The sequence below is a fragment of the Peptostreptococcus sp. genome, assembly GCF_977045075.1.
Genome location: NZ_CDRRTB010000035.1, coordinates 1 through 14,886, shown reverse-complemented (window position 1 = coordinate 14,886; position 14,886 = coordinate 1). Strand labels below are relative to the sequence as shown.

Annotated in this window: 13 protein-coding genes; 11 read left to right on the top strand and 2 right to left on the bottom strand. The window is 38.1% G+C overall.

Annotation, left to right across the window (positions count from 1 at the left end; translation table 11 throughout):
- The 4 genes from ACW6OJ_RS04365 to ACW6OJ_RS04350 all read left to right on the top strand — a co-directional run.
- The coding region (locus ACW6OJ_RS04365; protein WP_456095871.1) for a nucleotide exchange factor GrpE at positions 1–150 on the top strand (150 nt) is incomplete at its 5' end.
- Positions 151–226: 76 nt separating this feature from the next.
- Positions 227–2,068, top strand: a complete 1,842-nt coding sequence (gene dnaK / locus ACW6OJ_RS04360) for a molecular chaperone DnaK (protein ID WP_455104591.1) — start codon at positions 227–229, stop codon at positions 2,066–2,068.
- A 123-nt stretch (positions 2,069–2,191) separates the two neighbouring features.
- Complete coding sequence (gene dnaJ / locus ACW6OJ_RS04355) at positions 2,192–3,346, top strand: molecular chaperone DnaJ (protein ID WP_455104592.1); 1,155 nt, start codon at positions 2,192–2,194, stop codon at positions 3,344–3,346.
- A 14-nt stretch (positions 3,347–3,360) separates the two neighbouring features.
- A complete protein-coding gene (locus ACW6OJ_RS04350; protein ID WP_455104593.1) occupies positions 3,361–4,077 on the top strand; it encodes a tRNA threonylcarbamoyladenosine dehydratase in 717 nt (238 codons plus the stop codon).
- A 17-nt stretch (positions 4,078–4,094) separates the two neighbouring features.
- Here ACW6OJ_RS04350 and ACW6OJ_RS04345 read toward each other — a convergent pair whose 3' ends face one another.
- The gene (locus ACW6OJ_RS04345; RefSeq protein WP_455104594.1) at positions 4,095–4,961 is read right to left on the bottom strand and encodes a ComEC/Rec2 family competence protein; all 867 of its coding nucleotides are present in this window, start codon (positions 4,959–4,961) and stop codon (positions 4,095–4,097) included.
- Positions 4,962–5,259: 298 nt separating this feature from the next.
- On the opposite strand from ACW6OJ_RS04345, the gene ACW6OJ_RS04340 reads away from it, so the two are divergent.
- The 4 genes from ACW6OJ_RS04340 (at position 5,260) to holA (ending at position 9,944) form a co-directional block, all read left to right on the top strand.
- Positions 5,260–6,165 carry a DUF2156 domain-containing protein gene (locus tag ACW6OJ_RS04340; RefSeq protein ID WP_455103940.1) on the top strand — a complete coding sequence of 302 codons (906 nt, stop codon included), beginning with the start codon at positions 5,260–5,262 and terminating at the stop codon, positions 6,163–6,165.
- 187 nt (positions 6,166–6,352) lie between these two features.
- Complete coding sequence (locus tag ACW6OJ_RS04335; RefSeq protein ID WP_456095870.1) at positions 6,353–7,597, top strand: GNAT family N-acetyltransferase; 1,245 nt, start codon at positions 6,353–6,355, stop codon at positions 7,595–7,597.
- A 62-nt stretch (positions 7,598–7,659) separates the two neighbouring features.
- Positions 7,660–8,895 carry a ComEC/Rec2 family competence protein gene (locus ACW6OJ_RS04330; protein ID WP_456095869.1) on the top strand — a complete coding sequence of 412 codons (1,236 nt, stop codon included), beginning with the start codon at positions 7,660–7,662 and terminating at the stop codon, positions 8,893–8,895.
- An 11-nt stretch (positions 8,896–8,906) separates the two neighbouring features.
- Positions 8,907–9,944 carry a DNA polymerase III subunit delta gene (holA, locus tag ACW6OJ_RS04325; RefSeq protein WP_455104597.1) on the top strand — a complete coding sequence of 346 codons (1,038 nt, stop codon included), beginning with the start codon at positions 8,907–8,909 and terminating at the stop codon, positions 9,942–9,944.
- A 237-nt stretch (positions 9,945–10,181) separates the two neighbouring features.
- On the opposite strand, the gene rpsT is transcribed toward holA, so the two are convergent.
- Positions 10,182–10,448 (bottom strand): 30S ribosomal protein S20, encoded by a 267-nt coding sequence (rpsT, locus tag ACW6OJ_RS04320; protein WP_293426389.1) that lies wholly within the window; start codon positions 10,446–10,448, stop codon positions 10,182–10,184.
- Positions 10,449–10,650: 202 nt separating this feature from the next.
- On the opposite strand from rpsT, the gene lepA reads away from it, so the two are divergent.
- Genes lepA through ACW6OJ_RS04305 form a run of 3 tightly spaced genes read left to right on the top strand, consistent with a single transcriptional unit; the run spans position 10,651 to position 14,597 of the window.
- Complete coding sequence (gene lepA / locus ACW6OJ_RS04315) at positions 10,651–12,456, top strand: translation elongation factor 4 (RefSeq protein WP_455104598.1); 1,806 nt, start codon at positions 10,651–10,653, stop codon at positions 12,454–12,456.
- Between the two features lies 1 nt (position 12,457).
- Complete coding sequence (locus ACW6OJ_RS04310) at positions 12,458–13,720, top strand: CCA tRNA nucleotidyltransferase (RefSeq protein WP_455104599.1); 1,263 nt, start codon at positions 12,458–12,460, stop codon at positions 13,718–13,720.
- A gap of 16 nt (positions 13,721–13,736) precedes the next feature.
- Entirely contained in the window at positions 13,737–14,597 is an 861-nt protein-coding gene (locus ACW6OJ_RS04305; protein ID WP_293426395.1) for a nitroreductase family protein, read from the top strand.
- Positions 14,598–14,886: the final 289 nt, after the last annotated feature.

Below are 14,886 nucleotides of genomic sequence, written 5' to 3'. Positions count from 1 at the left end.
GGTCAAGATTTTGACCCTAACCTTCATATGGCAGTAATGCAGGAGGCTAGTGATGAATATGAACCAGGTAAGATTTTAATGGTCCTACAAAAGGGCTACAGGCTAGACAAGAAGGTTTTAAGGGCCAGTATGGTCAAGGTTTCTTGCTAGGAAGATTATTATAAGTTAACAAATAAATAATATAAATAAATACAAAAATAAAAAAATAATTTTGGAGGTAATAAAAATGGGAAAAGTAATAGGAATAGATTTAGGAACAACTAATTCATGTGTCGCAGTATTAGAAGGTGGAGAGCCAACAATAATACCTAACAATGAAGGTATGAGAACTACTCCATCAGTAGTAGCTTTCACTAAAGATGGTGAAAGAATAGTAGGTGAGCCGGCTAAGAGACAGGCAGTAACAAACGCAGACAGAACTATAACATCAATCAAGACTCACATGGGTACTGATTACAAGGTAAACATAGACGGTAAGGACTATACTCCACAGGAAATCTCAGCTATTATACTACAGAAGCTAAAGGCTGATGCTGAAGCCTACCTTGGAGAAAAGGTAACTGAAGCTGTAATTACAGTTCCAGCCTACTTTACAGATGCACAGAGACAGGCTACTAAGGATGCTGGTAAGATAGCAGGCCTAGAGGTTAAGAGAATTATCAACGAGCCAACAGCTGCATCATTAGCTTATGGTCTTGATAAGCTAGAAGAAGAAAAGAAAATCCTTGTATTTGACCTTGGTGGTGGTACTTTCGACGTATCTTTACTAGAAATTGGTGATGGTACATTCGAAGTATTGGCTACAGCTGGTAACAACAAGCTAGGTGGAGATGACTTTGACCAGGTTCTTATAGACTACTTGGCAAGTGAATTTAAGAAGGCAGAAGGAATAGATCTTAAGGCTGACAAAATGGCTCTTCAGAGATTAAAGGAAGCAGCTGAAAAGGCTAAGAAGGAACTTTCTTCTACAATGACAACGAACATAAACCTTCCATTCATTACTGCTACTGCAGAGGGTCCAAAGCATATGAACATAGACTTGACTAGGGCTAAGTTCAATGAATTAACTGCTGAACTAGTTGCTAAGACTATGGGACCTACTGAGCAGGCAATTAAGGATGCAGGTGTATCTGTATCAGAAATAGACGATGTACTACTTGTTGGTGGTTCTACAAGAATACCGGCAGTACAGGATGCTGTTAAGAAGTTTATAAACAAGGACCCACACAAGGGTATCAACCCAGATGAATGCGTTGCTGCAGGTGCTGCTATACAGGCAGGTGTACTAACAGGTGAAGTAAATGATATACTTCTACTAGATGTTACTCCGCTTTCATTAGGTATAGAAACTCTAGGTAATGTATTTACTAAGATAATTGAAAGAAACACAACTATACCAACTAAAAAGTCACAGGTATTCTCTACAGCTGCTGACAACCAGACAGCAGTTGATATCCATGTATTACAGGGTGAAAGAGCTATGTCATATGACAATACAACTCTAGGTAGATTCCAGTTGACAAACATACCACCAGCAAAGAGGGGGATACCTCAGATAGAAGTTACATTTGATATAGATGCTAATGGTATAGTAAATGTAACAGCTAAGGACCTTGGAACTGGTAAGGAACAGAAGATAACTATAACTTCTAATACAAATATGTCAGAAGAAGAAATAGAAAAGAAGGTAAGAGAGGCTGAGGCTAATGCAGAGGCTGATAAGAAGAAGAAAGAAAAGATAGAAGCAATTAACCACGCTGAGGCTATAGCTTATCAGACAGAACAGACTTTAGTTGAGGCTGGAGAAAACATAGCAGCAGATGAAAAGTCTGATATAGAAGCTTCTATAGCTAAGGTTAGAGAGGTTAAGGACAAGGAAGATGCTTCAGTTGAAGAAATCAACGCTGCAGTAGAAGAGTTGATGGGCAAGTTCCAGAAGGTTTCTCAGGACCTATATGCTAAGGCTCAGGCAGCTCAGGCTCAGCAGGGTGGTCAGGAAGAAGCTCAGAACCAGCCAAAGGATGATAATGTAGTTGACGCTGACTTCACAGAAGTTGACGACAAGTAATAATTATTGGACCTGGTATAGACAGGAGCAAAAAGATAGCCTATAATTGATAGGTAAAATACGACAATGGCTTGTGGATTACCGCAAGCTATTGTTGTTGAAATAGAGGGGAAGGTGTAAATTTTGGCCAATAAAGACTATTATGCAGTCTTAGGAGTAGAAAAGACTGCTGATGATAAAGAACTAAAAAAAGCATATAGAAAATTAGCCATGAAATACCATCCAGATAGGAATCCTGACAACAAGGAAGCTGAAGAAAAGTTCAAGGAAGTAAATGAAGCCTATGAGGTATTGTCAGATCCACAAAAGAGACAAATCTATGACCAGTATGGTGCTGATGCAGTAAATGGTCAGGGTGGATTCGGAGGAGCTGGTGGCTTTAATGGGGCTGGCGACTTTGGAGATATATTTGGAGATATATTTGGAGACTTCTTTGGTGGAGGCTCTAGAGGATTTGGTGGCTTTGGTGGTGCCCAGAAGAGGGGACCTAGAAGGGGTGCTGATATTAGGCAACATATAGGAATTACCTTTGAAGAAGCAGTATTCGGGAAGAAGGTAAGTCTTAAGGTAAATAGAAGTGAAGAATGTGATGAATGTCATGGTACAGGATGCAAGCCTGGTACATCTAAGTCCACATGTAATACATGTGGAGGTAGGGGTGTAATCAGTGAGGTTAGACAGACTATGTTTGGTAGTATGGCATCTCAGAGAGAGTGTCCAGACTGTCACGGTACAGGTGAGAAGATTGAGAGTCCTTGTAGCAAGTGTGGTGGATCAGGATCAGTAAGAAAGACTAAGACAATAGAGGTAAATATACCAGCTGGTATAGATGATGGTCAGACTATTAAGCTGGCAGGCCAGGGTGAATTTGGTGAACCAGGAGCACCTAGGGGTGACCTATACCTATGGATAGAAGTCAAGCCTCATAAGCTATTCAAGAGGGATGGATTTGATATATATATGGATATGCCTATATCCTTTGTCCAGGCTACACTAGGTGATGAACTTGAAGTTCCTACTATAGATGGTAACGTTAAGTACTCAATGCCACCAGGAACACAGACTGGAACTGTCTTTAGACTAAAGGGCAAGGGTATCCAGCGCATTAACTCGTCTACTAGGGGAGACCAGTATGTAAAGGTCAATGTACAAATACCTAAGAAGATAAGTGATAAGCAGGCAGACCTATTGAAGAAGTTTGCAGAAGAAGATGGAGAAATCGTCAATGGCAGCAAGAAAAAGCTAGGTCAGAAGATAGAAGACTTCTTTACTAAATAGACTGTAGGTAGGCTATGGAAAAATTCAAGGAAAGAACAAGTATAATAATTGGAGATCAAGCCTTAGAAAGACTAGACCAGTCAAGGGTGATAGTATTTGGTCTAGGTGGAGTTGGGAGTTATGTTGTTGAAGCCTTAGCTAGGGCAGGTGTAGGCCATTTGACCCTAGTAGACTTTGATGATGTAGATGCAACCAATATAAATAGGCAGCTACCAGCCCTCCATTCAACTGTTGGGTCTAAGAAGGTAGATGTAGTACTAGAAAGGGTAAGGGATATAAACCCTGAAATAGATGTAAGAGGCTATATATCCCTATATGATGAGACTACATCTGACAGGCTCTTGGAAGGGCATTATGACTATGTAGTTGATGCAATAGACATGGTAAAGTCAAAGATTCACCTTATAGATACCTGCTATAAGAGGGGGCTAAAAATTATTAGCTCTATGGGTATGGGTAATAAGCTAGACCCGTGCCAGATAGAGGTTAGCGACATACACAAGACAGAGATGTGTCCCCTAGCTAAGCTGGTCCGCAAGGAGGCTAAGCAAAGGGGTATAAAGAAGCTGACAGTGGTTTACTCAAAGGAAAAACCAAGCCAACCTAGGCTAGTTGAAGTTGATGGCAGGCAGGAAAGAATTAATGGTAGTATATCCTTTGTACCATCTGCTGGAGGTCTTGTAATTGCATCATATATAGTTAGAGACCTATTGGGCCTGATATCTAAGTAAATCAAAAAGTTTAAAATCTATTCTGAAAGATACTTCTCTTTGGAATAGATTTTTTTTGTATTCCTAAGGTCGAAATAGAAGACCATATCACCATTTAGGTCTGTACGAAAGGTTTGGACCTGGTATTTCTTTAGGGTATCCAGAGTTTCCTGGTGGGGGTGACCATACTTATTTTTGTAGCCACAGGATATAGAGGCTATTTTGGGTCTTATTGTCCCTATAAACTCATCGCAGGAGGCTGTCTTACTACCATGGTGGCCTGCCTTGAGGTATATGCACATGGGGAGTCTGTAGTGGGTCAGGACCTCCCTCTCCATTTCAGAATCGGCATCGCCAGTAAACATAAAGCTCATACCATCTTGGTATATGGTGAAAATAAGAGAGTTTTTGTTCTCATCAGTATTAGATATTTTTCTAGGTGACAGGACATTTATTAGGGTCTGATCAAATTTAAGCTGGCTACCTGCCATAATTGGTGTGATTTTTATATTTTTACGCCTACACACGTCTAGTATTTCTATTAGGTCGGTCTTTGAGGCCTTGGAAGGAGGGAAGTAGACCTTGTTAGTCGGGAACTCTTCTATAACCTTGTCTAGGCCACCAATATGGTCGCTGTCGAAGTGGGTACCTATGACAGCGTCAAGCCTTCTTATATGGGATCTCTTTAAGTGACGTATAACATTTCGGGAGTATTCATCTTCACCCCCATCTATTAGGATATTTTTATCATCTGGTGTCACTACTAGGGTTGAGTCGCCCTGGCCAACATCTATGACATGAATCTGAAGTTGGTCTTTATGGGGATTGCAGCCTGTAAGGCAAAATACCATATATAGGAGAGTTAAAGAGGCTAGTAGGACCTTAAATAGTGATTTTTTACTCATAGATAAGCTTTCTTCCTTTCTAAATGTAATTTTATGGTTTACATTTTTCTTCCTTGGGTATATAATGTAACAGTTAGCTAAGTGACCAATTATTTTAATATCCTGGCCTGGTTCGGTCCTAGATAATCTAGGTACTTGTGATTAAGGGGCGGGAATTTGGGTATTCAATAATGAGTGTCAAATAAATATAGTAAAGCTAAAATCAAGAGAAATTTTGTAATATTATATAGACAGTTTTCAAAATATTATTTAGTAATAGTTTAATATTTTGTTGGGTTAGAAGAATAGAGGAGATTTTATGGAATTTAAGGAAATAAATATTGAGGCCAAACCAATACTTGATAAGTACTTTGATTTGGTTAATTATGAAGCATGTGAATACTGTTTTAATACTTTATATATGTGGCAGCACGCCTACAAGACACATTACCATATAGGTGATGGTTTTGCTATCCTAGTTGGAGAACATGATGGTGAGATATTCTCTATCCTTCCACTGGCTCCTGAGGATAAGATACCAGCAGCAATCGAGTATGCTATCAACTTCTTTGATGATGGCAAGCACAAGATATATTTTAGGGGTATAGACCTAAACGTTGTAGAAATGTTGAAGGAATTATATCCTGGCAAGTTTGAGTATATAGAGGAGAGGGATATATTCGACTATATATACGATGCTGAGAAGCTAAGGACAGTCAAGGGAAGAAAATTGAGTAGTAAAAGAAATCACCTTAACTTCTTTAAGAGAGAATACGAAGGTAGGGTTGAGAGAAGGCTTTTAGACGAAAAGGACTTTCCTGAATGCTTTGCTTTATTAAAGGCTTGGTCTACAAGTAAGGATGGAGACCAGGAATTTGAAGACAGTATAGATGATGAGTACATAGGTATAAAGAAGCTTCTTGATAACTATTCGGCTTTAAAGGATAAGCTAAAAATTTATGGTATATTTATAGATGGTAAGCTTGAAGCCTTTAGTATGGGTGAGAAGATAAATGATGAAATGGCCCTAGTTCATATAGAAAAGGCCAATGCAGAAATAAGAGGTCTATATCCATATATAAACCAGATGTTTATAAGCGATATTTTCCCAGACGTTAAGTGGGTAAATAGGGAAGAGGATATGGGTGTTGAAGGTCTGAGAAAGGCCAAGATGTCATATTACCCAGAGAGGTTTGTAGAAAAGTATACAGTAAGATCAATTTAATAATGCTGTTGGAGAATCAAACTAAAAATCAAATTTAAATAAAATAACACCCTCGCATATAACAATACGAGGGTGTTATTTTATTTAGAAATACCTAGAAGTTAATTAACAAAAAATTATCCATAGTTAGTCTTAGTCGAGCTAGCATGATATAATATAGGTAAGTGTATTTTGAAAGGAAGAAAAAATGGAAATTAGATTTACAAATACAAATGAAAATCAGGGAGTAAGAGACCTTTGGACCTACTGTTTTACTGATAGTCAGGACTATGTGGACTTTTACTTTAAGAATAAGTACAATCCAGATAAGACAATGGTAGTAGAGGATGGGGGCAGGATTCTGTCAGCTATCCATCTAAACCAGCATAGGGTGAAACTAGGAGGTAAGGACCTAGATACATCATATGTAGTAGGTGTATCAACCTTGGCAGAAGCAAGGGGGATGGGCTTCATGGCAGACCTTATGTCAAGATCTTTGTATCAAGTAGGGGCTATGGACCAGTCATTTGCTATCTTGATGCCAATAGATCACAGGCTTTATAGAACCTATGGTTTCGAGACATGTTATGATATTTTGGAGATCAAGCTTGATATATTTGACCTTAAAAAATTTAAGCTAGATGGTAGCTTTAAGAGGGCTAGCAAGGAAGATGCAGACGATTTAGTAAAAGTTTATTCGTCCGCTATAACTGCCTATAATGGATCTGCCCTTAGGGACCAGGCTTATTTTACTGAATTTGTAGAGGAGATGGAAATAGAGGGTGGTTATATCTATATTTCCTATAGGGATGGACAGCCAACAGCCTATCTTGCCTATACGATTGATGGTGGAGACTTCTTTGTAAGAGAGGTATATTACAAGGATATGAAGTCCTACCAGTCAGTTTTAAAGTTCATATTTAACCACAATACCCAGTGTAAGACAGTCACCATAAATACAGGTATAGATGATAGGCTGATGGATATACTAGATAATCCAAAGGACGCTAGTTTTACTATAAAACCATTTATGATGGCTAGGATAGTTGATATAGAAAACTTTTTAAGAGATCTAGAAATAAAGACAGGTCAAGAAGGTCATAGCCTTAATATAGAGATTAGTGACCCTGTAATTAGGGAAAATAATGGTATCTATAGCTTTGATAACAATACTGGGATGCTAAGGGCTAGAAAACATGGTAATGCAGTAACTGATTTATATGGACTTGCTGAAAATACAATGCTGGGAGATGATGGGGCTGCCTTAGAAAGACTTGTTGAGGACCTACCTGAAATTGATATTAGCCTGACTATAAATGAATTAACAAGTCTTCTATTTGCTTATAGGACAATAGAGGATATATGCTTTATTAAGGGCATAGATGTAAGTGACAGTCTAAGGGCAATTTTTGATTTCAAGAAAAAGACAAACTACATTAATGAGTATGTTTAGGTAATAGGTATATAAAGTAGGTCTTTTACATAAATCTGCCTATATGCTATAGAGGTGGTTTTATGAGACGGTTTGGGCTACTTGTTCTAGCCCTAGTCCTAATGCTTAACTGGCAGAGGCTAGGGACAAGGCAAGTTAGACAGGGTGACCCTGGTCTGACTAAGGGAACTGTAACAAATATTGTTAAGAAAAAAAGGACGACAAAATACTATATGAATGGGGTACTAGCAGTTGATTTTTCTGGTAAGGATAGGGGTCTACATGTAGGTGATAGGATATGCATGACTGGTAAGTATAAAGATCTTGATGACTTGAAAATAAAGGATTTTGACTATGGAAGACATCTTAGGTCTAAGGGTATTGATACCTATATTGAGCTATCAAGTACACATCTGTATGGGAGGTCAGGAATGTATTATATGATTGGTAGGATGAAGGACTATTGCACAGAGGCTAACAAGTTTATGTACAAGTCCTATGGTGATATACTCAACTCTATAGTGCTTGGCTATAGGGGAGACCTAGATAAGGATGTGGTATATAACTTTAGGGATGCGGGAGTGAGTCATGTAATGAGTATTTCTGGGCTTCACATATCTATACTAGTAGGAATCTTCCTGGTCTTGGTAGGTAGGATTAATAGCTTAGGTAGGTTGGGACTATTATTTATATTACTCATCCTTTATAATTTACTGGTTGGAGGTGGACCTTCCATAACAAGGGCCATATGTCTTAGCCTATTAGGGGCCATGACATACTTTCTAGATAGGAGACTTGATTCTATAAATATATTGGCCCTAATAGCCAGTATAATGATCTACCTCAACCCATATATTATATATAATATATCCTTCCAACTCAGCTTTTTAGCTGTTCTATCCATAGTTATATATACCAAGTACTTACGGAAGTATATATACACTGATTTTTTGAATACTTGCCTTGCTGCAAATATTTTGACCTTTCCATTAGTTCTATATAACTTTAAGACCTTTTCAATGGTTGGAGTGATAGGGAATATATTTATATTACCCTTTATAGGTCTGGTGGTATTTTTAGACATGCTTTCCTTGCTGGTTTATGGAATATCTATAGACTTAGCCTTATCAGTAGCATATATAAACAAGGCCATACTAGGACCAGTATATTATTTTCTAGAGAGGCTGGCAAATTATGGGGCCTATAATATGGAGATAAGATCAATGAGCCCGCTTATATTGATAGCCTACTATATAGTAGCCCTTGGACTTGCAATATTTTTAGAAATATATTATATTAAGGTGAACAAGACAGATTAGATGGAGGATTTATGAAGATAAGTGACCTACTAGAAAGATTTAAGGATAGAAAATTGAATAAGATTAACCTAGTTTACGGTAGGGAATTACTCCTTATAGATCAAGTAGTTGACGCCTTTAAGGACCTAGCTAAGGGGTCGATGCCAGACTTTAACCTGACACTTATAGATGGCCAGGAAACCAATCTAGAGAGCCTAGTATCTGCTATAGAGACCCTACCTATGATGTCTGACAGGAGGTATGTGCTTGTCAAGGATTTCGAATTACTACAAGCTAAAAGAAGGTTTTTTAACGAGGAGGCTGAATCTGAGCTTATAAGAATAATTGAAAATATGCCGGATACTGCCCTAGTCCTATTTGCCTCTTATGGTGAGGTAGATACAAAGAGGTCTAAGCTATATAAGTCTATTAGTAAGCTAGGTGATGTTTCAGTTATGGACAAGCTTGATGATATGGACCTATTTAAATGGTGTAAGGAAGCCTTTGAGAAAAACCAGGTCCAAGCAAATAATTCTGAATTAGTATATTTTATTAACCTAGTTGGTTATAAGGATAGGAAGTCTTCAGTTACCCTGGCAGACCTAAAAAATGAAATAGACAAGATATGTGCCTATATAGGTAAGGGGAAGGTCTTGGACAAGGAGTCCATAGACAAGCTCTTGACTAATAATATAGAGGACAATGTATTTAAGATGATAGATATGATAGGAACCAAGAATACGAAGATGGCCCTGAGACTTTTTGATGACATGCTCTACAGTGGTGGTTCTATTTTAGGTACTTTTTCCTTGTTATCAACAAGGTTTAGTCAGATACTACAGATAAAGGCCCTACAGGATGCTAAGCTATCCTTTGATTCAATTAAAGCTACCATGGGTCTACAGAAGTTTGTCATGAACAAGCTAGCCAGCCAGGCCAAGAACTTTGATGAAGAATCTATTAGGGCTATTATAAAGTCTATATCAGACTTTGACTATGCTATCAAGCAGGGTAAGATGTCGGACAGGTTGGCAGCTGAAATATTGATAGTAGAGGCCTGTAATAAGTAGTTTGGAAGCATATATATAGAAAAAACGGGATATTAATTGATTTGATTATAATACATGTAATCTTTGGCTGAATGGCTATAATAGAATATACAAAAAATACTAGATATAAATAAATCCACTAGCAGGCTAGTGGATTTATTATATCTAGTATTTTCAAACGTTTGACACACAAGATATATCTATACATTGCGTTGTCACAATTATAAATGATACCCGTCGATATCATATTATTCCTTATTAAGCGTTTAAAGAGTTTAGTCTATTAGCTAGCTTAGATACCTTTCTATCAGCAGCATTCTTATGGATAGTACCCTTAGATGCTACCTGATATATCTTTTTCTGAGCTAACTGGAACTTAGCCTGAGCTTCTTCCTTGTTACCTGCAAGTACAGCTTCATCGAATCTCCTTATTGCAGTCTTTATCTGAGACTTTCTAACTCTATTTAAAGCAGTCTTCTTTTCTATAACTCCGATTCTCTTCTTAGCAGATTTAATATTTGCCATCTATCTTCACCTCCCTATATTTGTTCTAAATTCATAATCAACATACACAATTTTAACAGACTTAGGGATAAAAATCAAGCCAAATTACAATATTTAATAAAAAAATATTCATTTTTCAATACACATCTTTACGTTGACAGCTTTTTAAAGTAAAATGTAAAATGAATACATATGGAATCTTACATAAAAGGAGGAATTTTATTTGGGAAATAGACAGAATAATACTAGAAACTTTAGCATAATTGCACATATAGATCACGGTAAGTCTACCTTGGCAGATAGACTTATACAAAAGACTGGACTAGTGTCTGAAAGAGATATGAAGGCCCAACTACTAGACAATATGGACCTTGAAAGAGAGAGGGGTATTACCATCAAGCTGCAGAATGTACGTCTTGAATACAGGGCGAATGATGGGGAAATATACTACCTAAACCTAATTGATACACCAGGACATGTAGACTTTAACTATGAGGTATCTAGGTCCTTAGCTGCCTGTGAGGGTGCCCTACTAGTGGTAGATGCTGCCCAGGGTGTAGAGGCCCAGACCCTAGCCAATGTATACTTGGCCCTAGAACAGGATCTAGAAATTCTGCCGGTTATAAATAAGATTGACTTACCTAGTGCTAGGCCTGATTATGTAAAGGATGAGATAGAGGACTTGATTGGACTTGACTGTAGTGAAGCTCCACTGATATCAGCTAAGAACGATATAAATACAGAGGATGTTCTTGAGGCCATAGTTAAGCATGTACCAGCTCCAGTTGGTGACAACCAGGCCCCACTAAAGGCCCTTATTTTCGATTCATACTATGATGCCTACAAAGGTGTTGTAGCCTATGTAAGAGTCTTTGATGGCTGCGTCAAAAAGGGTATGGTTATTGAGATGATGAACAGCAAGAAGAAGTTCGAGGTTACAGAGGTTGGTGTGATGGCGCCTAATGCCACTGAGTTAGCTGAACTGTCTGCCGGAGATGTTGGCTATATAGCTGCAAGTATAAAGGACATTAGGTCTTGTAGAGTTGGTGACACAATCACGGATGCGAATAATAGGACTGACCAGCCTTTATCAGGTTATAAGAAGGCAACGCCAATGGTATATTGTGGTATATATCCAGGTGAGGGTGAAAAGTATGAAAATGTAAGAGACGCCCTAGAAAAGCTTCAGATTAATGATGCTGCCCTAGAGTTTGAGGCTGAGTCTTCAGCAGCACTGGGCTTTGGGTTTAGGTGTGGTTTCCTAGGCTTGCTTCATATGGAAATTATACAGGAGAGATTGGAGAGAGAGTTTGACCTTAATATTATAACTACAGCCCCATCTGTTATATACAGGGTTACAAAGCTGGATGGTGAGGTGTTGATGATACAGAACCCGGCTAACCTACCTGAGCCTACAGAGATTAGGATGATAGAAGAGCCTATAGTAAAAAGTGATATTATAGTGCCTAAGGATTATGTAGGTGTTGTAATGGAGCTATGTCAGGAGAGAAGAGGTTCCATGAAGGACATGGAATACATAGACGACACGAGGGTGATGCTCCACTATGAGCTACCACTAAATGAAGTAATATATGACTTCTTTGATGCCCTTAAGTCTAGAACTAGGGGTTATGGGTCTATAGACTATGAAATGAAGGGCTATGTACCTTCCAACCTTGTTAAAATGGATATACTGATAAATAAGGAGCAGGTCGATGCCCTAAGCTTCATAATACATGAGTCTAGATCCTTCGTAAGGGGTAAGGCTATGTGTGAAAAGTTAAAGGGTGAAATACCAAGACACCAGTTTCCAGTACCAATTCAGGCGGCTGTCGGCAACAAGATTATAGCTAGAGAGACTGTAGCTGCCTATAGAAAGGACGTCTTAGCTAAATGTTATGGTGGCGATATCTCTAGAAAGAGAAAGCTTCTTGAAAAGCAGAAGGAAGGAAAAAAGAGGATGAGACAGATTGGTAATGTTGAAGTTCCTCAGAAGGCCTTTATGTCTGTACTTAAATTGGACGACTAAAATGAATATATATAATAGGACAATAAAAATTGAAATTCCTACAAGGGCAAGGCAGGTTTTAGACTCGATAAGAGGGGCAGGATTTGAAGCCTTTGTAGTTGGAGGGTGTGTGAGAGATTCAGTCATGGGCAAGATACCTCATGACTGGGATATCACCACAAATGCCCTGCCAGAGGATATTATTGCTATATTCTCGAGGACTTTACCAACTGGTATCCAGCATGGTACGGTTACTGTTTTAATAGATGATGAGGCCTTTGAGGTGACAACCTACAGACTTGATGGTGATTATCTGGATATGAGAAGGCCTAGGACCGTATCTTATAGTCAAAAACTTGAGGATGACCTATCCAGGAGGGACTTTACAATAAATGCCATGGCCTATAATGATCAGTTGGGTCTTGTAGATAGGTTTGGTGGACTTGAGGATATAGAAAACAAGCTGGTTAGGTGTGTCGGAGAACCAGATGAGAGGTTTAATGAGGATGCCTTAAGGATCCTAAGGGCTCTTAGGTTTTCAGCAAAACTATCCTTTGATATTGAAGGGGCTACCATGGAATCTATAAGAAGAAATTCTGCTAATATTGAAAAGGTTTCTATGGAGAGAATAAATACTGAATTTGAGGGTATAATAAAAGCAAATACCAATAAATTAAGTCTGATAAATGACCTAGATATAAGGGCCTACCTGTTTGGTGACTTTGTCTTTAATCAGGCTGACCTTACCAGGGCAATGAAACTAGAGGATATTGCTTCTGATGAAGGATACCTGCAGGCAAGCAAAAGGGCCATGGTATTCAACCACTACAAGGGAGACCTAAAGGGCCTGCTAAGATTCTTTAAATACTCTAAGAAGGACATAGATAAGACCATATTTATTTGGACGACCCTAAGGGATGACAAGTATGCAGATTTATTAAATGAAAATGCTACTTGGGATGATTTGAGGTTGACCTTAAAGTTAGTTTTAAGGGATGCTAGGGATAATATTTTGGCAAAATACGCAATTTATGCAAAAATTATTGAAAAATATGCAAATATCGGCTTAATTTTCAATCTATTTAATGATATAATAGAAACAGGAGAGTGTTTTTCTGTTTCTCACTTACAAATAAGTGGTAGGGATATTATAGATGAGGGACTAGCTATGGGTAAGGAAGTTGGCATACTGCTAGATGCCTTATTATGCCAAGTCATATCCCAGCCCCAACTCAACGAGAAGAAAAGGCTATTAGAGATGGCCAGAAAAATACAAAAACAATAATATTTGGAGGTTTGACATGGATTATAAGTCATTAATAATGAATGGAAGGTCAGTAAGACATTTTAAGGAAACACCAGTAGATACTAAGGCACTTTTAGAATTAGAATCTTACATAAAGGACTGTAAGAAGCTTGATGGATCAATAGCTATTGAACCTAAGTTCTTCGCTGGTGATGACACTTACAAGCGTCTATATGGTATAGCGGGTTACCAGGGTGTAATGATAGAAGCACCAAACTACCTAGTATTGATATCAGAAGACAAGCCACAGCACTTAGAAAATGCAGGTTATGTAGGTGAAAGAGCAATATTAAAGGCTAGAGATCTTGGTATAGATAGTTGTTGGGTATCATACTCTGATAGAGATATGGTAAAGAAAACTCTTGGTTTGGAAACAGACAAGGAAGTAGTAGCCCTAATAGCTTTAGGTTATGCTTCTAAGGAAGTTAAGGTAGAGCACACTGCTAAGACTGGAGACAACTATTCTAAGTCTAATATGTCTACTTCAAATACTGGTTCTGAAAGAATTAGTCTTGAAGAAATGGTTTATATAGACAAGTGGGGTAATGCAGCAACTTCAGAAATTCTAGAAGAAAGAGCACTACTAGATGCATTCTCATATGCTAGAATGGCTCCATCAGCTCTTAACAAGCAGCCATGGAGATTTATAGTTGATGGTGGTAAGGTTGTACTAGCTATAGATAGCGAAGACTACAGAGGAAGCTACCTAAACAAGATTGATGCAGGTATCGTAATGCTATACTTCGGTGTAATACTAGACGTTACTATGTTCGATTCTAAGTGGGGATTTGATAACCTAGACAAGGATTATGGTATTCCAGCTAACTACACAGTTGTAGGATATTGTAATATATAATCTTGGTAAAACCAAGTAATAGATGAAATCTAGATGGCTAAATTGTGAATACATGCAGTTTAGCCATTTTTTATAGTATTATACTAGGTGTCCTTTTGCTGTGGTAGGCAAAGGAAGACCAGTATAGAAGTTTTATGTTTAAGTGGAGAAGATATGAAGACTAGAGGTTTGTACATACATATACCCTTTTGTTCAAAGAAATGTGGCTATTGTGACTTCACATCCTTTGCCGGGAATGGAGACCAGATAGATGACTACCTGTCATATTTAGAAAAGGAATTTAGCCTAT

Bases quoted from the DNA above. Each gene is read 5' to 3' on its own strand.
- rpsT (WP_293426389.1), bottom strand. From the start codon at position 10,448: ATGGCAAATATTAAATCTGCTAAGAAGAGAATCGGAGTTATAGAAAAG.
- ACW6OJ_RS04330 (WP_456095869.1), top strand. From the start codon at position 7,660: ATGAGACGGTTTGGGCTACTTGTTCTAGCCCTAGTCCTAATGCTTAAC.
- dnaK (WP_455104591.1), top strand. From the start codon at position 227: ATGGGAAAAGTAATAGGAATAGATTTAGGAACAACTAATTCATGTGTC.
- ACW6OJ_RS04305 (WP_293426395.1), top strand. From the start codon at position 13,737: ATGGATTATAAGTCATTAATAATGAATGGAAGGTCAGTAAGACATTTT.
- ACW6OJ_RS04340 (WP_455103940.1), top strand. From the start codon at position 5,260: ATGGAATTTAAGGAAATAAATATTGAGGCCAAACCAATACTTGATAAG.
- holA (WP_455104597.1), top strand. From the start codon at position 8,907: ATGAAGATAAGTGACCTACTAGAAAGATTTAAGGATAGAAAATTGAAT.
- ACW6OJ_RS04345 (WP_455104594.1), bottom strand. From the start codon at position 4,961: ATGAGTAAAAAATCACTATTTAAGGTCCTACTAGCCTCTTTAACTCTC.
- ACW6OJ_RS04310 (WP_455104599.1), top strand. From the start codon at position 12,458: ATGAATATATATAATAGGACAATAAAAATTGAAATTCCTACAAGGGCA.
- ACW6OJ_RS04350 (WP_455104593.1), top strand. From the start codon at position 3,361: ATGGAAAAATTCAAGGAAAGAACAAGTATAATAATTGGAGATCAAGCC.
- ACW6OJ_RS04335 (WP_456095870.1), top strand. From the start codon at position 6,353: ATGGAAATTAGATTTACAAATACAAATGAAAATCAGGGAGTAAGAGAC.